A 21,041-nucleotide genomic window follows, 5' to 3' on the forward strand; every position below is an offset into this window, starting at 1 on the left:
AAACGGATGTTTTATTTTGATTGTTATCTTCCCCCACTTACCTTTGCCGGCACTTAGTCCACAAAAACAGTAGAGTAATGAAGCAATACTACAAAAAACCACTATCATGGCTGCTCGCTGAATCAGCAGACGACAGCGCCAAAACCCTGAAGCGTACGCTGAATGGATTTCAGCTCACGATGCTGGGATTAGGTGTTATCATTGGCGCGGGCCTCTTTTCACTAACAGGAATTGCATCTGCCAACCATGCCGGTCCTGCCGTTACGTTGTCTTTTGTAGTTGCTGCCATTGGCTGTGCTTTTGCAGGATTATGTTACGCAGAATTCGCATCTATGATACCTGTAGCCGGCAGTGCCTACACCTATGCTTATACTACGATGGGCGAATTATTTGCCTGGATAATAGGGTGGGACCTCGTGCTGGAGTTTTCTGTGGGCGCGGCTACTGTTGCTATCAGCTGGTCTAACTATCTGGTGAAATTCCTTTCTAACTACAATATCTATTTGCCGGAACGCTGGCTACATTCTCCTTTCGAAACATTCACTTCCCATACCGGCGAAACGATAAACGGTATCATCAATCTTCCGGCAGCGCTGGTAGTCATTATGATGTCGCTGATCCTGATTCGTGGCACTAAAGGATCTGCTATCTGGAATGCAATTGTGGTATCGTTGAAAGTAGGCGTGGTGCTTGTTTTTATTGCGCTGGGCTGGAAGTATATTCAACCCGCCAACCTGACGCCATATATCCCGGAGAACACAGGTAAATTCGGTGATTTTGGCGTATCCGGTATCTTCCGTGGCGCAGGGATTGTATTCTTCGTGTTCCTGGGATTTGATATTATCAGTACAGCGGCACAGGAAACGAAAAATCCCCGCAAAAATATGCCTATAGGTATCCTGGGCTCTCTGGCTATCTGTACAGTATTGTTCATCCTGTTTGCACATGTAATGACAGGCCTGGCGCCCTATAAGGAATTCAAAGACAGTGGCGCACCAGTGGCTATTGCGATTGCGCATACGCCTTATACCTGGCTGGGACAGGCTATTCTGCTCGCCATTATTGTAGGATATACCTCTGTTATACTGGTGGATTTGCTGGGGCAAAGCCGCGTCTTTTACGCCATGTCAAAGGATGGCCTCTTACCAAAGATTTTCTCAGAAATACATCCACGTTTTCGTACACCGTGGAAATCCAATATTCTGTTCTGCATCTTCATCAGTTTATTTGCCGCCTTTGTACCATTAAAGGTAGTAGGAGAGATGACCAGTATTGGAACTTTGCTGGCATTTGTGATGGTATGCGCAGGCGTTTGGATCATGCGCTACACCATGCCGGATGCGCCGCGCGCTTTCCGTACGCCATGGGTACCGCTGGTGCCTATTCTGGGTATAATTTCCTGCATGGCAATGATGGTGTCGTTGCCATTGGATACCTGGCTGCGACTAATCATCTGGATGGCAATCGGAATGGTGATTTATTACGCCTATGGCAAGAAAAACAGCCGGGTGAGAGCCGCTGAAAAGGCCTAGAAATGCCAGTCTTCCTTCAATACGCCCATCACGACCATGTCCACAAACTGGCCGTGTAGTTTGGCATTGGCACGAAGAACTCCTTCCCGGCAGAAGCCTAATTTAATGGGAATACGGCCACTTTGTTCGTTTTGAAGAACGAAGCGTATTTCAATTTTATGTATATGGAGACGCTGAAACGCGTAACTGATTAAGGCCTTAGAAGCGGCAGTTGCAATACCTTTTCCCTGGAATGCAGCGCCAACCCAGTAACCAATTTCTGCTTTCTGTAACTGGTGATCCCAGTTATGCAGATCTATCACGCCGCAGAAAGTGTGATTAGACCAAATGCCTAATGCCAGCGCTTCCTGCTCTTCCGTTTTTCGTTTCATCAGTTCAATGAAGCGAAGACTATGTTCTTCTTTTGTGTTGTAATCTACCCAAGGGAGGAACCGGCGCAACTGTTTGCGGGAGACTTCCAGCTGCTGATAAACATGCGGAGCATCTTCTGGTTGCAGCTGTTTCAGGAATAGTGTTTCATTAACTGGAATCTCAATCATAGCCGGGAAAAGGGAATAAAAGGGGCTAAACTAATAAAAAAAGCGGGAACCATAATAGGGTCCCGCTTTTTACCTTTGCACCTGAACTAACTTAGTTGTTGGCCAGTAACTGCTGTCTGGTCATATCCTTCACTACCTGTTGTGCATACAGCACAGCCATCCTTGTGGTGGTAGGAGGATCAAATGATTTGGACTGAACGGAATACAGCAACTGTCCGCTCTGCAGATCGTACAGGTTGCCTTCCCATTGGTATTTCGTGTTTACAGTATAGTATCCGGGAGTATACATACTACCGTACCACCAGGAGTAATATGGCCAGAAGCCATAAGGTCCGTATGGGTAATATACGCCACCGGGTACATATTGTTTTTGTCTTGCCTTATCCAGCATGACGATAGTCAATACCTGGCTTGCACCGCTACTTCTCAGTTTACCAACTACCTGCTTTTCGCCCATTTGGCCAAACTGCTGTGGACCAAATTCCTGCAGGGCTGATGAAGCGTTGTATCCTTTCCGTCTCAGTTCAGAAACTGTATAATTTTCCATCTGGCTACGGAGTGCCATATCCCTTTGCGGCACCATGGCAAACACCATAATTTTCTGATCTCGCTGCAATTGCGGAGCACCATTGGCCCTCCATGAAGAAGTAACCTTTGTACTGGTACATGCCGTTGCAGTCAGTATCGCCAGCGCAGCTATTAAAAATCCAAGCTTTTTCATATACCCTCCTTTGGTTTGAGTGTTTATTGTTAGACGTAACAGGAGGCAATATGTAACATGCAACAACTCGTTTTAACATCCTTTTAAGGTTTGTTAACGCGTTGCAACTGAACACATTAGAATAAGATTAATACAATAAAAAAGGAGGCATTTTCGTTGCGAAAATGCCTCCTGAAAATATTATAAAGAAGAAGTTTTATTAGTAGTTGATAACCTGTTCTTCTATGCTTGCAGGGATATCTCTAAATTCGTAGAGCTGGGTGCGTAATTGTGGTTCGAACCCTGCTTCACGGATCGCTTCCTGCATAGAGCGGTAAGTAAAGCGGTGCGGTGCGCCTGCTGCGCTTACTACGTTCTCTTCAATCATGATTGAGCCAAAATCGTTCGCGCCAGCATGCAAACAGAGCTGTGCCACCTGTTTACCTACTGTCAGCCAGGAAGCCTGGATATTTTTGACATTCGGTAACATAATACGGCTCATCGCAATCATACGGATATATTCTTCAGAGGTAGTCATGTTATGAACGCCACGGATACGTGCCAGCAATGTATCTACATCCTGGAAGGTCCATGGAATGAACGCGGTAAAACCGTAATGTCCTTCTGGTTTCTCGCTCTGTACCTGACGAATATCCACCAGGTGTTCAAAGCGCTCCAATACAGTTTCCACGTGACCAAACATCATGGTGGCAGATGAAGCGATATTCAGCTTATGCGCTGCACGCATTACATCCAGCCATTCCTGTGCGCCACATTTACCTTTTGAAATCAGTCGACGTACGCGATCATTCAGGATTTCTGCACCGGCGCCTGGCAAACTATCCATACCAGCATCTTTCAGCGCCTTCAGCACTTCAATATGGGTACTTTTTTCCAGTTTGGTGATATGTGCCACTTCTGGGGGGCCCAGCGTGTGTAAACGTAATTCAGGATAAAGGCCTTTCAACTGCTTGAAGAGATCTACATAAAAGGACAGCCCTAATTCAGGGTGATGGCCTCCTTGCAGCAACAACTGATCACCACCATATTTCAGGGTTTCTTCAATCTTGCGTTTATACTCATCAATACCAGTGATATAGGCTTCCGGATGTCCCGGGATACGGTAGAAATTACAAAACTTGCAGTTGGCCGTGCACACGTTGGTGGTGTTCACGTTCCTGTCTATCTGCCAGGTAACTTTACCATGTGGTACCTGTTGCTTGCGCAATTCATTGGCAATCTGCATCAGTTCTGCCAATGGTGCATTTTCAAATAAGAATACTCCTTCTTCTGCAGTCAGAAATTCAAATTGCTGCGCCTTCTTATATAACTCCTGTAGTTCCATTGTGCTTTCCTTAATAGTTGACGGCTAAGCCGAAACAAAGGTAGTGTAATTGCTTATATATAATGCCTAGGAATCTTTCATCCTTATAATTGTCCAACAGCATAAAAATATTTTATACGAAAGGTTTTAAATGTTAAATTTAGAAAAATACGATACCCAGATCTTCCCCATCATGTTTAAACCATTTCTGTTATGCATCTTGCTGTCCCTGTCAGCAACATGCTGTTATCAGCAAGCCAACGCCAGTACCTACCGCGCTGAATATCCTTATGCCAATGACCCACAAGATAATGACAGTCTTCCCAATTCCGTCCTGCTCACCAAATTCAAGTTCAAGCAATATTATGGGGGAGTTGTTGTGGTGCAGGCCGTGCTGAAAGGCCATTCAGATACGCTTCAGTTTATCCTGGATACCGGAAGTGCCGGCATCTCCCTGGATACTTCTACCGCAACGAGACTTGGTCTCTCGCTCGTGCCATCCGACAGAACGGTCAAAGGATTGGCAAGCGCCAAACAAGTTTCTTTTGCCATGGATCAAACCCTTATCCTTCCCGGCCTCGTGGTGGACAGTCTCGATTTCTATATCAATGATTATGAATTAATTAGCCAGGTATATGGACTTCAGGTGGATGGCATCATCGGATATAGTCTGCTCAGTCGTTATATCGTTACAGTAGATTATGATTTAGAGGAGATAGGCGTCTATTCCCCAGGCAAATATCCCTATCCGAAAGGAGGTATGACCCTGCGCCCTTCTTTAACAACGATCCCTATTATTTCTGCTCCAATAAGAAATGGCAAAGCCAACACCAGTAACCGGTTTTTCTTCGATACCGGCGCCGGTATGTGCCTATTGCTTTCCAACCAGTTTGTGAACGACAGCGCGCTGTTGGCAGATAAAAAACGTAAAAGGAAAATTATCCAGACAGAAGCCCAGGGACTGGGAGGACGTATGCAAATGAACCTGACCACTATTCAGGAAATAAAAGTGGGCAACTATACTTTCCGTAATGTTCCTACTTATTTATTCGACGACATTTACAGCGTCACTTCTTATCCATATCTGGGCGGTATGATTGGGAATGATCTGCTACGCCGATTTAACCTGATCCTAAACTATCCGAAGAAAGAAATTTACCTTTTACCCAATACCCATTTCAGGGATATATTCGACTATTCCTATACGGGATTGATTATCTATCTCATTGATGGTCAGGTAGAAGTAACGGATGTTATCAAAGGTTCGCCGGCAGAAAAAGCAGGCTTTCAAAAAGGCGATGTTATCATGGCGATCAATAACTATATGGCCCCCAATCTCCAGGTTTTCCGTGAGATGCTGAAGAATATCGGCAGTAGAGCGGTGATACTTATTCGCAGGGACAAGGACCTTTCCGTTAAAAAATTACCAATAAAAAGTATTCTTTAACGTTATTTGTGGCATGTGGCGAATCTATTGGATACTCATCGTGATTGCCGCTGCCTGTACAAATGCAAGCGCACAGCGCAAAAACGCATCAGCGGAACCAGATAACACCAAACCAGCGGGCGTCATCCCGTTCACTTTGGTCAATAACCATATCGTTTTCCCTGTTACCTTATCCGGTAGCAGCGATACGTTGCATTTCATTTTCGACAGCGGAGCAGAGGTAACGGTAATGAATACACGTACGGCAGAGCGACTCAAAGTGCCCAGTAACCGACAGGCATTCATGAGCGGTGTCAACAACGGCATGATTCAGGTACCTGTCGTGACTATAAACGCACTGTATATCAAGGATATACGAATGCCATATGTCAATGCATACCTGGAAGACCTTCGGGATCTCGGCACTGAAAAAACCAGCATCGATGGCGTGATTGGCGTAGCGTTGATGCGGATGTATATTATCAGGATTGATTACAAAAATCAGCAACTGCAATTCTTCCCCAATGGTAAAACCAAAGTGACTACTGCTGGTCAACTTATGCATTTTGAACTTAACTATACCACACCAGTAGTGGAAGCGTCTATCAAGCTTCCGAATGGCACTGCATTAATGGGTAATTACCACGTGACCACTGGCGGCGATTATGGGGTCCTGTTTAACTGGCCATTCGTGGAAAAGTATAAGCTGAACACAATCCTGCCTACCATCAATACTGACAAAGTGCAGGATATGGCCAAAGTCCTGTATTACATTAACAGCAGTATCCCTCAGCTGCAAATGGCCGGCAGATCGGTTTCAAGCGTGCCTGTCAGCTATTGCAAAGACGTGGACGATGTAGGCGTATTCGTGGAAATTGCTGGCGCTATTGGCTATGACGTGTGGAAACATTTCACGGTAACTATCAACTACAATAAAAAAGAGCTCTTTCTGGAATAGATTGACTCATAGTTGCATATAAGGGATTATCTTTACTTTTACCCTCAACTATCAAACAGGCATATGATTCATTACAATAAATTCACCTTAGCGAACGGACTTCGTGTAATAGTACATGAGGATCACACCACACCAATGGCGGTCCTGAATGTGCTGTATGATGTAGGTGCGAGAGATGAAAATCCGGAACAGACAGGCTTTGCACACCTCTTCGAACACCTGATGTTCGGTGGTTCTGTCAATATTCCAGAATATGATGAGCCACTGCAAATGGCAGGCGGCGAAAACAACGCCTACACCACCAGCGACCTTACGAACTACTATATCACCTTACCGGCAGAAAACATCGAAACAGCATTCTGGCTGGAAAGCGATCGTATGTTATCGCTTGCCTTCAGTGAAAAGAGTCTGGATGTACAGCGGAAAGTGGTTTGTGAAGAGTTCAAGGAACATTATATCAATAAGCCATATGGGGATATCTGGCATAAGATGCGCACCCTGGCTTACAAAACGCACCCTTATCGCTGGATGACCATCGGTAAGGAACTTTCGCATATCGAAGACGCCAAGCTGGAAGATGTAAAAGCATTCTTCTTTAAGTATTATCGTCCTGTAAATGCGATTCTCTCCGTAGGAGGAAATGTAACCACCGAACAGGTGAAAGCCCTGGCAGAGAAGTGGTTCGGAGACATTCCATCCGGCGAAAAATACAATCGTAATTTACCACAGGAGCCCGAACAATCGGAGCCTCATGTGCTGGAAATAAAATCGAATGTTCCACTGGATGCGCTGTATAAGTGTTATCATATGCAGGCCCGTTCAGACAAGCGTTATTATGCTGCTGATCTGATCTCTGATATTCTCGGTGGCGGCGGCGCTTCCCGCCTGCACCAGGTACTGGTAAAAGAGAAAAAACTCTTCTCCAATATTGAATGTTATCATTTTGGTAGCCTGGATGCCGGATTGCTGACCATAGAAGGCAAACTGGTGAAAGGGGTGAAGATGAAAGATGCAGAGAAAGCCATCCAGGTAGAACTGGAAAAGCTGAAAGCGGAGATCATTCCGGAAAGAGAACTCCAGAAGGTAAAAAATCGTGTAGAAAGTCTGCTGGCATTTGAAGATATGAGCCTGCTCAATCGCGCCAACAACCTGGCTTTCTACGAACTCCTCGGCGACGCAGAAATGATGAATAAAGAATTCAGCAACTACGAAAATGTAACCGCTGAAGATCTTCATCGCGAAGCCCAGGTGCTGTTTGACGATAAGAACTCCAACACAATTTACTATTACGCTGAAAACTGATGTCGTGCAGCATGCTGCTACCCATCGACCAAAACATTAGACGATGAACAGAAGTATTCCTCCTGCGATTAAAGATGCTGTGGAGTTTGATATAAGTCTTAAGCCTTACGAAAAATTCACCCTCGATAACGGTATTCCTGTATACGTGGTTAAATCCAACGAACAGGATACGCTTCAACTGGAAATGGTATTCCCTGCCGGCACCTGGTATGAAAACCAGAGTATGCAGGCCCAGGCTACCAATTTCCTGATGAAAACCGGTACCAGTAAGCATACAGCGCTCGAGATAAATGAAAGCATTGAGTATTACGGCGCTTATCTGAACCGTAATACCTACCACGAAAACGCCACTTACACGCTACATTGCCTCACTAAGCATACGGATGTATTGCTCCCTGTGATGCAGGAGGTCATTTTAGACCCTGTATTCCCGGAAGAGGAGCTGAACATCTATAAGCAGAATCAGAAGCAAAAACTGGCTGTAAACCTCCAGAAATGCGATTTTGTGGCCAATCGGTTCATTGATCAGTACCTGTTTGGAGAGTTTCACCCTTATGGCCGCGTGAGCTCCATGATGGGATACGATGCACTGCAAAGAGAAATCCTGGAAGGTTTCTACAAGAAACACTACACCTACAACAACTGTAAAATCTTTGTTGCAGGTAATCTTCCGGACAATATGATCGAACTGCTAAATAAATATTTCGGCAGCTCTAAATGGAATGGCGAATCTAAAATTCAACGCCTGGATCTGCCTATTCAGCCAGCAGAAGAAAAGAAATTCAGAATCTTCAACGACGAGAACGGCGTACAAGGCGCGGTGCGTATTGCCAGACCTTTCCCGAACCGTTACCATCCTGACTTTCCAAAGATGCTGGTGCTCAACACCATATTCGGCGGCTATTTCGGGTCCAGACTGATGAGCAATATCAGAGAGGAAAAAGGATACACTTACGGTATCTATTCCCAACTGTATAACTTCCGTCAGGTGAGTGCCCTGAATATCCAGACAGAAGCCGGACGCGATGTATGCGAAGCTACCATTGCAGAAGTCTACAAAGAAATGGAACAACTGCAAAATGTTCCTATTCCGCAGGAAGAACTGGATCTGGTACGCAACTACATGATCGGTTCCATCCTCGGCGATCTGGACGGCGCTTTCCAGATTATCCAACGCTGGAAGAACCTGATCCTCAATGATCTGGACGAAAATTATTTCTATAACAATATCAATATCATTAAAACCATCACTGCCGAAGAACTGCAACATGTTGCGAAGCAGTATATGTCGCCTGCCGACTTCTATGAATTAGTAGTGATCTAATTTGGTTAAAAATGAAATACATCATCATCTGCCTGTTGCTGTTCACTGCCATCAGCAAGGGCTTTGCTCAGACACAGGCAGAGATGAATAAGCAAGCCAACGAAGCTTATAAAACGGCTGATAAACAGTTGAATGAAGTCTACCAAAACATCCTGAAAGACTATTCAGCGAATAAAACTTTCCTTTCCAATCTCCGTGATGCACAAAGACTCTGGATGCAGTTTCGGGATGCGCAGGTAAAAGCCATGTTTCCAGAGCCCGCCAAAAACTATGGCAGCATGTTTCCTGTATGTAAAGCCAACTACCTCACAGAATTAACTACACAGCGCGTAGAAGCCCTACGGGTATGGGTAAACGGCCTTCCGCCGGGGGAAACCTGCACCGGTTCCGTAGGCGCCCGACAATAACTCTTCATCTCGAATTAGTATTTTTCGGCATATAATCATATTTTTGTCGCATAGATAGATATCCTATGCGAAACCTGATCCCTATACTCGCCATTTTCGGGTGTGCTACATCCTACGCCCAGCAGCAGGCAACCCCGCTCGATATTATCGAAGCCAGGTACCAGCAATGCCTTGCTAAAAGCAGCAATATGTACAACTGTGCCGCTGTGTATTACCGGGAGCTCGACAGCACCCTGTCGGCCACTATGCAGCAATTATACGCTCACCTGGATGCTACCCGCACCAGCAAGCTACAATCGGAACAGTTTACCTGGGAAGAGAAAAAAGACGCTTATTTCAAAAAGATAGACGAACGTGTGGAAAAGCTGCATAAAAGCACCATGCAAGGTCTTGACGATGATATGATTTCAACAGATAACAAAGCCGCTTTTCTGAAAGAGCGGTTATCCGAGTTGTATCGTGAATATGAGATTTAATACGGCCTTCATTGGCTGAAGCATACAACACCTGAACCTGCAATTTGTACCGCCGCGTACTGCGGCGGTACCTTACAATAATTTTTATTCGGATTCCTGCTAAAACCTTTCCTGGTGGCGTAACCAGCGTTCAGGTATTTCATTGTTGCTAGCCAGCAGGTAGTCATTATATGCACATGGAACAAACTCATGATCCGGTAATTGCATCCACCAGCGGCCTGTTTTTTTACTTTTCAGAAAAACGGTGTCTATATCGGAGAAGGCTATATGAAATTCCCAGAAAGAATCGCGATGTTCCAGCAATGCTTCTTTATTTTTGATGGCTCTTCCATCCATGAAATACCAGATCATTTGTGAAATCTGGCGGGCAGTAAGGTTTTCCTTATCTTTTTCAGGACGGTAACCGTAAATACCGAAACTGCTTAAGCGACTGCTCATACCGGCATAACGGGCCAGCAGACAACCTTCTTCACCACTGAAGCCATTAGGGGAGAGATGATTGGCAGGGGCGTCCGTATGTCGGATAATATTGATGTCCAGGCTAAACATATCGGAATGGCGCAAAACTGGTTCGGCTTCTTCCATATTCTCGCGTATTCGTCCCAGTCGATAACAATCAAACCGAAGTTTATCCAGCGTTTCTAACATTCTCGGATGTACGAAATAACTTTGGAAGCCCAGGTGATTATAATGACGCAGGTAATTCGGTTGTTCTGTGAGCATATCCATGAGGAAGCGTTCACTGCGAATATTGGAGTCTTCTTTCAGATCTATCAGTGCATCCGCTACGGTGGCTTCTATAATAAGCTGTTGGGCAGCATATGCTTTGTATTGTGCATAGGTAAGATCATGAGATCCGCCCAGGATGATCACTGTTTTCTTAGATTGCAGTAAATCAGCGATAACCGTTTTCATGGCGGCGTAGGCATCGGCAAGAAATGCGCCGGAGCGTAGGTTTCCCACATCTGCCAGCTTGATATCCCGATGCCAGTTATACAGGCGGAATAATTCTCTGCGTATCATATCCGGACCGTTGGTGCCGGTTTTGTTGGAGTCGCTGCCTCTTTCTTCGCCTACACCGAGCAAGATGATATCTGCGGCATCTAGATCGGGGATATGATTGGCTTCATATGCGTCAATAATACCGCCCACCTGGAATCCGTCATATTCCAGATCATCATTCAGCAAGGCTTTGGAAATAGGGTGCAGAAAATCCTGCAGGTGCGAAAAATCAGCCATCAGTTAATAGGATTTAATGATGGCAAACGTACAACAAGAATTTTAATTAAGAATCAAAGCAAAACGCTAAAATATGGGCACAAAAATATGGGCAGATGAGTGAGACCCGACTGCTATTAGTTCTTGTGAATAATAAATTCAAATGGCTTATGTGCCTTCCGGGAGATGGCTTTCTCCAGCACGGAACGTTTGTTGTAAACTTTACTCTTATTACAGTTGGCTACTTCTACTACTGCACACAGATAATCCATTGTCTCTATCAACGTCAACATCTCGCTGATCTGTCTAACGGCAGATTGAATTTGCTGCTCTGTGTACCTATCTTCATGTAGCAGGATCAGTAAATCTCTATCTACAGGTTTCATGAAAAATAATTGTTATTCCCCGAAAATATTGTTTGGTAGGTATTCATGGGATAATCCCAAAAGATAAGGCTAATTCTTTAGTGCCGTTGGTACGTGAGTGTTAATGCATTCTTTTTTTGTTCATGGTGGGACATCCGCAATCATTTTTCTTAAATACCTTGCATCCTTCCATAGCCAGACTTCCACAAAGAAGAACAATTACCACCCATTTTATCTTATTCATACTGTTGATTATATACTTAAGCTAATTAAAAATTCCAGTCTCAGAGTTTACCTTTTCTTAACAATGTCCATTTGTAATTTAAGCTAAATTCGCAAAAAAAATTTAAATATTTGTCCACAATCCTGTCTCCCAGAAAAATTCTTGTCGTGCCGTTGGATTGGGGCCTTGGACATGCCACCAGGGATATTCCTCTGATCCATGAAATGCTAAACGCAGGATGTAAAGTATTTATTGCTGCCGAAGGCAAACATGCAGCACTTTTACAACAGGAATTCCCTGACATCACTATCTTTCCGCTGCCTGGATATCGTATTCAATATGCGCAAAAAGGGCAATTTTTCGGTCTGAAAATCATTCAACAAATTCCTAAAATTTATTGGGCTGTTAAGAATGAACAGAAATGGCTGAAAAAGATCGTAAAAGAGCATGGAATTGATGCGGTAATTTCTGATAACCGATTCGGTCTGTACCATAAGTCCATCCCCACTGTTTTTATCACACATCAGCTGTTGATTAAGACGCCTTTTGGTGGTTGGATTGAACGTACTTTGATGAAAATCAATTACAATTTCATCAAAAAATACAGCGCATGCTGGATACCGGATTTCACTGGCGATAATAATCTCTCTGGTGAGCTGGCGCATCCGGCGGTTTTGCCGCCACATACCACTTACCTCGGCTGCCTGAGCCGCTTTGAGCCCAAAGAAGAGGTGAAGAAAAAGTATGATTTGCTGGTGCTTATTTCCGGACCTGAACCACAACGCTCCAACCTGGAGAAAATGGTCATCTCCCAAATCAAAGATTTGTCTATTACCGCATTGATTGTCAGTGGAAAACCAGGTACTCCGCAATCAGAAGAAATCGCTCCTGGCGTCACACAGGTGAACCACCTGAACGCTACGGCCTTAAATGATGCGATGCTGGCGTCCGACATGGTATTGAGCCGTTCCGGCTACACGACCCTGATGGACCTGGTAAAACTGAATAAAAAAGCCATCCTGGTACCTACTCCCGGCCAATCAGAGCAGGTATACCTGGGTGAATATCTGATGGAAAAAGGATATTTCTACTCTTTGCCACAGGAGAAATTCAGCCTGGACCGTGCCTTGAAAGACGCGGCCGCATTTCCTTTCAAATCTTTCCAACACGAACAGGATATGACAAAATATAAAGCTGTTGTGCAAGATTTTATCAAATCGCTCCAATAGCTAAATAACAATAAGCCTATCACGATGTGATAGGCTTATTGTTTTATTCCCGTTTCATGTTTGTTTATTGCTTTGCTACCGCAGACAACAAGTCTTCGGGCTAAATATTCTTCACATCAGCACCGATGTATATTTTGCCATCTGCAATGGCTACCGGACGTTTCAGGAAAGAATATTCTTCCAGAATTAGGTCGTGATAATCTTTTTCTGTCAGTTGCTTTTCGTGAAGTCCCATTGGGCGGTACTTCTGGGAACGCCTGCTGAACAATGCCTCATAACTACCAGCCAGTTCTTTCATTTCTTTTAACTGATCCGCTGTAATTTTTTCCTTTTTTATATCTTGTAATACAAAGCCTCGTGCTAATGCCTGTGTTTCTTCCAGGATCTTCTTGCAGGTTCCGCAGGTGGAAAGATGATATATCTTTTTCATATCTGTAATTTCAGGTAACAAATGTAATTTTTCCCCTCAGATATTCTCTCAAAGGAATACTGACAGGCATCCCTTAATTTTGTACATTCAAATTAATACTCGTAGGTTTAGCGATGCAAAAGAAACTATTTTTACTGGATGCTATGGCATTGATCTACAGGGCTTATTACGCCCTGATTAGAAATCCGCGCATGACCAGCACCGGGCGCAATACCAATGCGCAGTTCGGATTCACTACAACATTACTGGATCTCATCAATAAAGAAAAACCCACCCACCTGGCCGTTGCTTTTGATACGCATGCGCCAACGGAAAGACATACCACCTTCACCGACTATAAAGCCAATCGTGAAGACGCTCCGGAAGACCTCCTGGACGCTCTGCCCGATATCCGCCGAATCCTCGAAGGTTTTAACATTCCTTTGCTGGAAGTAGACGGATATGAGGCCGACGATGTGATCGGAACACTCGCCTGGCAAGCGGCTGATGCCGGTTACACCGTTTACATGGTAACGCCGGATAAAGACTATGGCCAACTTGTTCGCGATAATATCTTCATCTATAAGCCGCCATACATGGGCAGCAAGGAAGAAATCATGGGCCCCAAAGAGGTTTGCGATAAATGGCAGATCAAAAATGTGTCGCAGGTGATTGATATTCTTGGTCTTATGGGTGATGCGGTGGATAATATCCCCGGTATCGCCGGCGTAGGAGAGAAAACCGCCATGAAACTGCTGGCACAATTTGAAACACTGGAAAATGTGCTGGAAAATGCAGATTCCATCGGTGGAAAAATGGGAGAGAAAATCAAAGCAGGTAAAGAAAACGCGCTGCTCTCCAAACAACTGGCGACCATCATCACAGATGTTCCGGTGTCTTTCCATGAGGAAGACTTCTGCCTGAAAGAATACAAACGCGACGTACTCACAGAAATCTTCACAGAACTGGAGTTTAAAACGCTGGGTAAACGTATTCTGGGCGATTCATTCGCTTCTTCCGGCGCCAACCAGGAAGCGCCCGCAAGACCTTCTGCTGTGCAGACAGACCTCTTCGGGAATGTAACCGCCACCGCTGAAGCTCCTGCTGCTATTGCTACAGAAGAAGGAAGCAGCGGCAGCTTTATCGCTCCGGAAAAAAATATCAACAATACTCCGCACGAATATCATCTGGTAGATACGCCAGAAAAAAGAGCAGCCTTGTTGAAAGACCTGCTCCAACAAAAGGAAATAGCCTTCGACACAGAAACGACCGGCAAAGATCCCAATGAAGCAGATATCGTAGGGATGAGTTTTTCCTGGAAAAAAGGAGAAGCCTACTATGTGCCTATGCCCGCAGATCGGGAGGCAGTTATCCAGATATTCAATGAATTCAAACCGCTGTTTGACAATGAATCCATTCTTTTTGTAGGCCAGAACCTCAAATATGATATGATCATTCTTAAATGGTATGGCTTCGAAATAAAAGGTAAGGTGTTTGATACCATGCTGGCTCACTATCTCGTTGAGCCGGAAGGCAGACGCAGTATGGATTACCTGAGTGCGCAATACCTTGGATATGAGCCTGTTTCGATTGAAACGCTGATCGGAAAAGGGAAAAATCAACTCAGCATGCGGGATGTGGAAGTGGAAAAAGTATCCGACTATGCCGCCGAAGATGCAGATGTAACATTGCAGCTGAAAGAGGTATTTACGCCAATGCTCCCTTCCAAACAAGTGGAAAACGTTTTCTACAATGTGGAAACGCCACTGACCAAAGTGTTGACAGACATGGAATACGAAGGTATTGCCATAGACACCAAAGCGCTGGCAGACTATTCCCGCGAACTGGAAACAGAAATCAGAAGAGCAGAAGAAAGTGTTTATGAGCAGGCTGGCGAACGATTTAAGCTGGCATCTCCCAAACAACTGGGCGAAATACTCTTCGAAAAACTGCAATTAGATCCAAAAGCCAAAAAAACAAGGACAGGCCAGTACGCTACAGGCGAAGATGTACTGCAAAAGCTGTCTGCCAAACATAAAATCGTAGAAGATATCCTCATCTTCCGCGAACTGAGTAAACTGAAATCCACCTACGTAGATTCGTTACCGTTATTGCTGAATAAACGTACCAATCGCATCCACACTTCCTATAATCAGGCAGTTGCGGTGACGGGTCGTTTGAGCTCCAATAATCCGAATTTGCAGAATATTCCTATCCGTACAGATAGAGGGCGGGAGATACGTAAGGCGTTCATTCCACGTAATGAGGAATTCCAGTTACTGTCGGCCGACTATTCCCAGATAGAACTGCGCATCATTGCTGCTATCAGTAAAGATGAACAGATGACAGAAGCCTTCCGTTCTAGTACAGACATTCATGCGGCGACAGCGGCTAAGGTGTATAATGTACCATTGAATGAAGTGACTTCAGATATGCGTCGGAATGCGAAGAGTGTGAACTTTGGTATTATTTATGGAGTAAGTGCGTTCGGATTGTCAGAAAATCTGGGCATCAGCAGATCAGAAGCCAAGACATTGATAGACAACTACTTCACTCAATATCCTGCCATCAAGCAATACATGGAAGACCAGGTAAAATCTGCACAGAAAAAAGGCTATGTAGAAACAATCCTGGGACGTAAACGCTGGCTGAAGGATATCAATTCATCCAACGCAGTAGTAAGAGGGTTTGCAGAACGAAATGCGATCAACATGCCGATCCAGGGAACTGCAGCAGATATGATCAAACTGGCCATGATATCCATTCACAAAGCATTCAAAGAGAATGGCTTTAAGTCCAGAATGATCCTGCAAGTACATGACGAGCTTGTATTTGATGCACATCGTTCAGAGATTGAAACAATTAAACCTGTAATTCTTGATTGCATGCGCAATGCCTTGCCACTGGACGTTCCTGTAGAAGCAGAAATGGGAATTGGCAACAACTGGCTGGAAGCGCACTAAGTAAGATATACTGTGGCCCATTATATGTTCAGGCAGCCGGATATACACCATCCGGCTACCTGCTTTGACTTATTGAATCCCAAAACCTTAGTATTTATATTCCCAAAAGTTTTTGACTCGTTATCAAATGATTTTGACAAAGCACCTGCAATTGTTGCCGTGCACACTACAACATTTTGAACTGTTCCTTCAAGGTAGTGATGTATTGGCCCACCATCTGGGCATCACCATCTCAGAAAACTGGATTGAATATCCGGAAGTAATTCTCGTGACCTATGATAAATTAAGAAATGATCCCACTTTATTGGGTTGGTTTTTCTACATGGTTATCCACCAGGAAAAACGGGAGCTGATCGGTGCTGGCGGTTTCAAAGGGAAGCCGGATGCCAATGGCCTGGTGGAAATTGCCTATGAAATCAGTCCTGAGTACAGGGAACAGGGGCTTGGTACTGAAATGGCCCAGGCACTGATCAATTTTGCCTTTGGTCATTCATATGTGAAAAGTGTTATTGCCCATACAGAAGAGGAATATAATGCCTCTGTTAAAATATTACAGAAAATTGGAATGTCTTTCGCCGGAGCCATGAAGAACAAGGAAAATGAGGAACTCTGGGAGTGGAAGATCACCCGTGAACAGTATGAAAAAGACTTGATTATACACGCAGAACAGCGACCGGAGTTATAACCCGCTCATCAAACTTTTAGCATTTTGATAGGACCGTTTCCCTTATATTTGGTCCTTTGATAAAATTTCAGTCAATATAGTACCATGAAAAAATGGATCATATGTGCAGCCGTTTTCTGCAGTACAGCGGCATTTGCGCAAACCAACACCAACGTAGAGGGCAGCAAATATCAATTTACCACCATCAAGAATATGGATGCCTATGATGTTCAGAACCAAGGCCGTACAGGTACTTGCTGGTCTTTCTCCGGCATGTCCTTCCTGGAATCTGAAGTGCTCCGTAATGGCAAAGGCCAGGGCCTGAACCTGAGTGAAATGTACGTAGTGCGTAAAATGTACCCTTTAAAAGCGAACAACTTCGTAAGAATGCATGCTAAAGCTAACTTCGGCGAAGGTGGCGGATTCCCTGACGATATCCTCTGTCTGCGCGAATATGGTCTGGTTCCTCAGAGCGTATACGATGGTAATCGCAAAAAATCATACAACCACGCTGAAATGGAAAGCCTCCTCGAAGGCATGGTGACCAAAATCGGCAATACCGAAGGCACCATTAATGCAGATTGGAAAAGAGCTTTTGACGGCGTGCTGAATGCTTACATGGGCGATGCTCCTAATAAATTTGACTATAACGGTAAATCCTACACCCCGCAGTCTTTCGCTAAAGAACTGGGTCTGAATGCAGATGATTATGTACTGATCACTTCTTTCACGCACCATCCATACAACTCTCAGTTTGTACTGGAAGTACCAGACAACTGGAATTGGGAAAAAGTATACAACGTAGACATGAACGATTTCACCAACATCGCTGAAAACGCTATCATGAACGGTTATACTATCGCATGGGCTGCTGATGTAAGTGAAAAAGGCTTCAACTTTAAAGAAGGTCTGGCAATCGTTCCTGAAAAAGACTGGACTGATATGTCTGCCGACGAAAAGAAAAACGCATTCCTGCAACCAGTTCAAGAGAAAACCATCACCGCTGAACTGCGCCAACAGGCTTTTGATAATTACGAAACTCAGGACGACCACGGTATGCACATCGTTGGTATGGTGAAAGACCAGAACGGTAAAAAATACTTCCGTGTTAAAAACTCCTGGGGTACGGAAAACTTCGGTCAGGGTTACTTCTACGCTTCTCTGCCTTACTTCCAGTACAAAACCACCAGCTACATGGTAAACAAAAAAGCATTACCAGCTGATGTTGCAAAGAAATTGGGAATTAAATAAGGTCTGTACTGGCTTTGTTTGGGTAAGATATTTCCCATAAAAAAAGATCCCGCCCTCGTGGCGGGATTTTTTTATGTCTTTTTATTCTTTTTGACGATGTCAACCTTATTTGATTGACTTTGTCCACTACATTTAATTTCAATCCATTAGGAGATCGCCTCGAAGCTTCCGATGCCTTCACGAATCAATTCGGGTTCATCGCCGGTACAATCAACGACCGTGGAGAAACCCATGCCTCCCGGACCTCCGTCTACCACTATATCTACCAGTTTACCAAACTTTTCATAGATCACTTCCGGGTCGGTATACTCTTCCACATTATATTCAATTGGCAAAGTGGTACTCATGATAGGATTACCCAGCTCATTGACGATAGTTCTGCAAATATTATTGTCAGGAACCCTTATACCCACGGTATCCTTTTTTGTTTTCAACAACTTGGGCACCATTTTACTGGCATTGAGAATAAACGTATAAGGGCCTGGGAGCGCCTTCTTCAGCATACGGAAGACAGGCGTATCCACACTTTTCGCGTAATCGGAAAGATGGCTGAGATCATAACAGATAAAGGAGAAATTCGCTTTCTTCGGATCTATCTGCTTAATGCGTGCCACGCGCTCAATCGCTTTCTGCTGGGTAATATCACAACCCAACCCATACACTGTATCTGTAGGGTAAATAATCACACCGCCATCCTTAAGACATTCGACAATCGTTTTGATATTGCGGGGATTTGGGTTATCCGGATGTACATGTAAAAGCATATTCAAATTTAACGAAAATGCATGTCAATTTATCTTACTAACTTTCGGGCCGATTTTTCTAAACCTACTTGGATGAAGCTTAAAGGAATTGTTCCGAGAATGTGGAGGAGATTGAAACGTGTGCTACTGGTCTTATTTATTGCCCAATTTGTATATATCATTATCCTAAAATGGGTGAATCCGCCCATTACCATAACAGAGATCTCCAGCTGGTTCAGCCTCTGGGGTACCGATAAAAAACTACATAAAACCTGGGCTAACTATAACCAGATTTCCCAGCATGCTAAGCTGGCGGTAATAGCCAGTGAGGACCAGTTATTCACTGACCATGATGGTTTCGATTACAAATCGATCGAGAAAGCCATGAAACATAATGCTACCAGCAAAAAAATTCGTGGTGCCAGTACCATCAGTCAGCAGGTTGCCAAGAATGTATTTCTATGGCAGGGAAGGAGCTGGGTACGGAAAGGGCTGGAGGTCTATTTCACCTTTATGATTGAAAAAATCTGGGGGAAACAACGCATCCTGGAAGTATATCTCAATGTGGCGGAAACCGGGGAAGGTCTGTTTGGCTTTGAATCTGCCGCTCAGGCATACTACAACAAAAGTGCTGCTCAGCTCAACCGGGAAGAGGCCGCTATGATTACGGCTGCGCTTCCAAATCCTATCAAATACACGGTGAATCCGCCTGCGCGCATTACCGCTTACAGACAACGTAAAATTCTGATTCAAATGCGGAATATTGCGCCAGATCCGGATATCGCTGAATTGGTCACAAGCCAGAAGTAGGCGCTTGCTGTAAAAGTTGTTCCACTGCAGCTACTGCCAGCATTTCCCGCTGCTCATAACTGCCATGGATATCCACAAACGGAACGCCGGATTGCATCACGATATCCTTGTAAATATTATAGAAATATGCGCGCATTTCAGGAGCAGGATACTCTCGTTGAGGATCTTCTTCCCAGGGCATATCGATATGGGTAAGGAGATAAAGGTCGCATGTTTCTTCCGCGATCATTTGTAATATCCGGTGATCACAGTCGGCATATTTATGCTCACTCCATACTTTGATCACATATAAATCGGTATCGCAGATTAGCAGTTCCCTGGCGGTTGCTGCATATTTCTTCTCCTGCTCCAGTTGTCCCTGCGCTATTTTCAGCAGATCTTCCTGTTCGTAAGGTCTGTTTAACTGATCGATGTATTCGCGGGCATATTCCGGGGTCCAGGCGGTATGAAATCGCTTGGCCAGCATTTCACTCAGCGTACTTTTGCCTGTAGACTCAGGACCTATTACAACTACTTTTTTCATGATGCAGCACTTTCATTTTCCAGCACCTCATCGCGCCAGCTAAAATATCCAAACATCGCAATGATAAACAAAAAGATGGTGAGTAACGTGGTGAGGTACAGATGCTTATAAAACAACAGGGGAATAGCCACCAGGTTGGAAATATTCAGCAAGATCCAGTTTTCCATCTTACGTTTGGCCAACAGCCACATGCCGGCGCATGCAGTAGCAGATACAAAAGAATCCCAGGCCGGTGTTGTGGAATTAGAGAATGTATGCAAAAGATAGAAGAAAATAGCCCATCCGAATGCCGCTATTCCAATAGCTGTCCAGATTTCCCGGGAAGTGCTGCGACTCACCTTCACGTGTTCATGGGACTGCCCACGGCGACGAGCCCAGTAAATCCAGCCATATACGCTCATGACGAAATAATAAGCATTCAGGGTCGCTTCTGCATATAATTTGAAATGCTCGCGGGAGAGGAGGTAAACGTAAATACCAGTGCTGATAAGCCCTGTAGGATAGACAAGAATATTATTTTTCTTCTGGAAGATAACAGAGATGACCCCAAAAATTACAGCCACTAGTTCCCATCCCAACATTTCATGAAACCCATTCAGCAGTTCCTGGTATATTTCGTTCATGGGGTGAAATTAAAACGAAAATCCGGAAGCCG

Annotated in this window: 21 protein-coding genes; 12 read left to right on the top strand and 9 right to left on the bottom strand. The window is 44.5% G+C overall.

What is annotated here, in order from left to right:
- The first annotated feature begins 77 nt into the window (after positions 1 to 77).
- Positions 78 to 1,532 carry an amino acid permease gene (locus tag CLV59_RS05940; protein ID WP_111591103.1) on the top strand — a complete coding sequence of 485 codons (1,455 nt, stop codon included), beginning with the start codon at positions 78 to 80 and terminating at the stop codon, positions 1,530 to 1,532.
- Here the strand turns inward: CLV59_RS05940 and CLV59_RS05945 are convergent.
- The 3 genes from CLV59_RS05945 to mqnC form a co-directional block, all read right to left on the bottom strand.
- Positions 1,529 to 2,071 (bottom strand): GNAT family N-acetyltransferase, encoded by a 543-nt coding sequence (locus tag CLV59_RS05945; RefSeq protein ID WP_111591104.1) that lies wholly within the window; start codon positions 2,069 to 2,071, stop codon positions 1,529 to 1,531. The genes CLV59_RS05940 and CLV59_RS05945 overlap by 4 nt on opposite strands.
- Positions 2,072 to 2,162: 91 nt before the next feature.
- On the bottom strand, positions 2,163 to 2,792 hold the full coding sequence (locus CLV59_RS05950) for a hypothetical protein (RefSeq protein WP_111591105.1): 630 nt from the start codon (positions 2,790 to 2,792) through the stop codon (positions 2,163 to 2,165).
- Between the two features lie 199 nt (positions 2,793 to 2,991).
- A complete protein-coding gene (gene mqnC, locus CLV59_RS05955) occupies positions 2,992 to 4,116 on the bottom strand; it encodes a cyclic dehypoxanthinyl futalosine synthase (RefSeq protein WP_111591106.1) in 1,125 nt (374 codons plus the stop codon).
- Between the two features lie 130 nt (positions 4,117 to 4,246).
- On the opposite strand from mqnC, the gene CLV59_RS05960 reads away from it, so the two are divergent.
- The 6 genes from CLV59_RS05960 to CLV59_RS05985 all read left to right on the top strand — a co-directional run bounded on the left by CLV59_RS05960 (position 4,247) and on the right by CLV59_RS05985 (position 9,988).
- Positions 4,247 to 5,542 (top strand): aspartyl protease family protein, encoded by a 1,296-nt coding sequence (locus CLV59_RS05960; protein ID WP_245950817.1) that lies wholly within the window; start codon positions 4,247 to 4,249, stop codon positions 5,540 to 5,542.
- 13 nt (positions 5,543 to 5,555) lie between these two features.
- Entirely contained in the window at positions 5,556 to 6,479 is a 924-nt protein-coding gene (locus tag CLV59_RS05965; protein WP_111591107.1) for a retropepsin-like aspartic protease, read from the top strand.
- A 63-nt stretch (positions 6,480 to 6,542) separates the two neighbouring features.
- Positions 6,543 to 7,781: a M16 family metallopeptidase gene (locus CLV59_RS05970; RefSeq protein WP_111591108.1), complete on the top strand. Its 1,239-nt coding sequence runs from the start codon at positions 6,543 to 6,545 to the stop codon at positions 7,779 to 7,781.
- Between the two features lie 43 nt (positions 7,782 to 7,824).
- Positions 7,825 to 9,105, top strand: coding sequence for a M16 family metallopeptidase (locus CLV59_RS05975; protein ID WP_111591109.1), 1,281 nt, complete (start codon positions 7,825 to 7,827; stop codon positions 9,103 to 9,105).
- Positions 9,106 to 9,116: 11 nt separating this feature from the next.
- Positions 9,117 to 9,512 (top strand): lysozyme inhibitor LprI family protein, encoded by a 396-nt coding sequence (locus CLV59_RS05980; protein WP_111591110.1) that lies wholly within the window; start codon positions 9,117 to 9,119, stop codon positions 9,510 to 9,512.
- 65 nt (positions 9,513 to 9,577) lie between these two features.
- On the top strand, positions 9,578 to 9,988 hold the full coding sequence (locus CLV59_RS05985) for a lysozyme inhibitor LprI family protein (RefSeq protein WP_111591111.1): 411 nt from the start codon (positions 9,578 to 9,580) through the stop codon (positions 9,986 to 9,988).
- Positions 9,989 to 10,087: 99 nt separating this feature from the next.
- Here CLV59_RS05985 and CLV59_RS05990 read toward each other — a convergent pair whose 3' ends face one another.
- Both CLV59_RS05990 and CLV59_RS05995 read right to left on the bottom strand, forming a co-directional pair.
- On the bottom strand, positions 10,088 to 11,227 hold the full coding sequence (locus CLV59_RS05990) for a formimidoylglutamase (protein WP_111591112.1): 1,140 nt from the start codon (positions 11,225 to 11,227) through the stop codon (positions 10,088 to 10,090).
- A 116-nt stretch (positions 11,228 to 11,343) separates the two neighbouring features.
- Positions 11,344 to 11,592 carry a hypothetical protein gene (locus CLV59_RS05995; RefSeq protein ID WP_111591113.1) on the bottom strand — a complete coding sequence of 83 codons (249 nt, stop codon included), beginning with the start codon at positions 11,590 to 11,592 and terminating at the stop codon, positions 11,344 to 11,346.
- A gap of 333 nt (positions 11,593 to 11,925) precedes the next feature.
- Here CLV59_RS05995 and CLV59_RS06000 point away from each other — a divergent pair, with 333 nt between their 5' ends.
- Positions 11,926 to 13,023: a glycosyltransferase gene (locus tag CLV59_RS06000; RefSeq protein WP_111591114.1), complete on the top strand. Its 1,098-nt coding sequence runs from the start codon at positions 11,926 to 11,928 to the stop codon at positions 13,021 to 13,023.
- Positions 13,024 to 13,123: 100 nt separating this feature from the next.
- On the opposite strand, the gene CLV59_RS06005 is transcribed toward CLV59_RS06000, so the two are convergent.
- Complete coding sequence (locus tag CLV59_RS06005; RefSeq protein ID WP_111591115.1) at positions 13,124 to 13,453, bottom strand: arsenate reductase family protein; 330 nt, start codon at positions 13,451 to 13,453, stop codon at positions 13,124 to 13,126.
- A gap of 113 nt (positions 13,454 to 13,566) precedes the next feature.
- On the opposite strand from CLV59_RS06005, the gene polA reads away from it, so the two are divergent.
- The 3 genes from polA (at position 13,567) to CLV59_RS06020 (ending at position 18,310) form a co-directional block, all read left to right on the top strand.
- Positions 13,567 to 16,395 (top strand): DNA polymerase I, encoded by a 2,829-nt coding sequence (gene polA / locus CLV59_RS06010; protein WP_111591116.1) that lies wholly within the window; start codon positions 13,567 to 13,569, stop codon positions 16,393 to 16,395.
- Positions 16,396 to 16,522: 127 nt separating this feature from the next.
- Positions 16,523 to 17,080: a GNAT family N-acetyltransferase gene (locus tag CLV59_RS06015; protein ID WP_111591117.1), complete on the top strand. Its 558-nt coding sequence runs from the start codon at positions 16,523 to 16,525 to the stop codon at positions 17,078 to 17,080.
- An 84-nt stretch (positions 17,081 to 17,164) separates the two neighbouring features.
- The gene (locus CLV59_RS06020; RefSeq protein ID WP_111591118.1) at positions 17,165 to 18,310 is read left to right on the top strand and encodes a C1 family peptidase; all 1,146 of its coding nucleotides are present in this window, start codon (positions 17,165 to 17,167) and stop codon (positions 18,308 to 18,310) included.
- A 146-nt stretch (positions 18,311 to 18,456) separates the two neighbouring features.
- On the opposite strand, the gene CLV59_RS06025 is transcribed toward CLV59_RS06020, so the two are convergent.
- Positions 18,457 to 19,074, bottom strand: a complete 618-nt coding sequence (locus CLV59_RS06025; protein WP_111591119.1) for an L-threonylcarbamoyladenylate synthase — start codon at positions 19,072 to 19,074, stop codon at positions 18,457 to 18,459.
- A 72-nt stretch (positions 19,075 to 19,146) separates the two neighbouring features.
- Here CLV59_RS06025 and mtgA point away from each other — a divergent pair, with 72 nt between their 5' ends.
- Positions 19,147 to 19,863 carry a monofunctional biosynthetic peptidoglycan transglycosylase gene (gene mtgA, locus CLV59_RS06030; protein WP_111591677.1) on the top strand — a complete coding sequence of 239 codons (717 nt, stop codon included), beginning with the start codon at positions 19,147 to 19,149 and terminating at the stop codon, positions 19,861 to 19,863.
- On the opposite strand, the gene CLV59_RS06035 is transcribed toward mtgA, so the two are convergent.
- Both CLV59_RS06035 and pnuC read right to left on the bottom strand, forming a co-directional pair.
- Positions 19,847 to 20,386: an AAA family ATPase gene (locus CLV59_RS06035; protein WP_111591120.1), complete on the bottom strand. Its 540-nt coding sequence runs from the start codon at positions 20,384 to 20,386 to the stop codon at positions 19,847 to 19,849. The genes mtgA and CLV59_RS06035 overlap by 17 nt on opposite strands.
- Positions 20,383 to 21,009, bottom strand: coding sequence for a nicotinamide riboside transporter PnuC (pnuC, locus tag CLV59_RS06040; protein ID WP_111591121.1), 627 nt, complete (start codon positions 21,007 to 21,009; stop codon positions 20,383 to 20,385). Before pnuC ends, CLV59_RS06035 begins: the two co-directional genes overlap by 4 nt.
- Positions 21,010 to 21,041 lie beyond the last annotated feature (32 nt).

It is taken from the genome of Chitinophaga dinghuensis (assembly GCF_003259435.1).
Taxonomy (GTDB): Bacteria; Bacteroidota; Bacteroidia; order Chitinophagales; family Chitinophagaceae; genus Chitinophaga; species Chitinophaga dinghuensis.

Excerpts from the sequence above, each read along its gene's own strand:
- CLV59_RS05940 (WP_111591103.1), top strand. The coding sequence starts at position 78 with ATGAAGCAATACTACAAAAAACCACTATCATGGCTGCTCGCTGAATCA.
- CLV59_RS05945 (WP_111591104.1), bottom strand. The coding sequence starts at position 2,071 with ATGATTGAGATTCCAGTTAATGAAACACTATTCCTGAAACAGCTGCAA.
- CLV59_RS05950 (WP_111591105.1), bottom strand. The coding sequence starts at position 2,792 with ATGAAAAAGCTTGGATTTTTAATAGCTGCGCTGGCGATACTGACTGCA.
- mqnC (WP_111591106.1), bottom strand. The coding sequence starts at position 4,116 with ATGGAACTACAGGAGTTATATAAGAAGGCGCAGCAATTTGAATTTCTG.
- CLV59_RS05960 (WP_245950817.1), top strand. The coding sequence starts at position 4,247 with ATGTTAAATTTAGAAAAATACGATACCCAGATCTTCCCCATCATGTTT.
- CLV59_RS05965 (WP_111591107.1), top strand. The coding sequence starts at position 5,556 with ATGTGGCGAATCTATTGGATACTCATCGTGATTGCCGCTGCCTGTACA.
- CLV59_RS05970 (WP_111591108.1), top strand. The coding sequence starts at position 6,543 with ATGATTCATTACAATAAATTCACCTTAGCGAACGGACTTCGTGTAATA.
- CLV59_RS05975 (WP_111591109.1), top strand. The coding sequence starts at position 7,825 with ATGAACAGAAGTATTCCTCCTGCGATTAAAGATGCTGTGGAGTTTGAT.
- CLV59_RS05980 (WP_111591110.1), top strand. The coding sequence starts at position 9,117 with ATGAAATACATCATCATCTGCCTGTTGCTGTTCACTGCCATCAGCAAG.
- CLV59_RS05985 (WP_111591111.1), top strand. The coding sequence starts at position 9,578 with ATGCGAAACCTGATCCCTATACTCGCCATTTTCGGGTGTGCTACATCC.
- CLV59_RS05990 (WP_111591112.1), bottom strand. The coding sequence starts at position 11,227 with ATGGCTGATTTTTCGCACCTGCAGGATTTTCTGCACCCTATTTCCAAA.
- CLV59_RS05995 (WP_111591113.1), bottom strand. The coding sequence starts at position 11,592 with ATGAAACCTGTAGATAGAGATTTACTGATCCTGCTACATGAAGATAGG.
- CLV59_RS06005 (WP_111591115.1), bottom strand. The coding sequence starts at position 13,453 with ATGAAAAAGATATATCATCTTTCCACCTGCGGAACCTGCAAGAAGATC.
- polA (WP_111591116.1), top strand. The coding sequence starts at position 13,567 with ATGCAAAAGAAACTATTTTTACTGGATGCTATGGCATTGATCTACAGG.
- CLV59_RS06015 (WP_111591117.1), top strand. The coding sequence starts at position 16,523 with ATGATTTTGACAAAGCACCTGCAATTGTTGCCGTGCACACTACAACAT.
- CLV59_RS06020 (WP_111591118.1), top strand. The coding sequence starts at position 17,165 with ATGAAAAAATGGATCATATGTGCAGCCGTTTTCTGCAGTACAGCGGCA.
- CLV59_RS06025 (WP_111591119.1), bottom strand. The coding sequence starts at position 19,074 with ATGCTTTTACATGTACATCCGGATAACCCAAATCCCCGCAATATCAAA.
- mtgA (WP_111591677.1), top strand. The coding sequence starts at position 19,147 with ATGAAGCTTAAAGGAATTGTTCCGAGAATGTGGAGGAGATTGAAACGT.
- CLV59_RS06035 (WP_111591120.1), bottom strand. The coding sequence starts at position 20,386 with ATGAAAAAAGTAGTTGTAATAGGTCCTGAGTCTACAGGCAAAAGTACG.
- pnuC (WP_111591121.1), bottom strand. The coding sequence starts at position 21,009 with ATGAACGAAATATACCAGGAACTGCTGAATGGGTTTCATGAAATGTTG.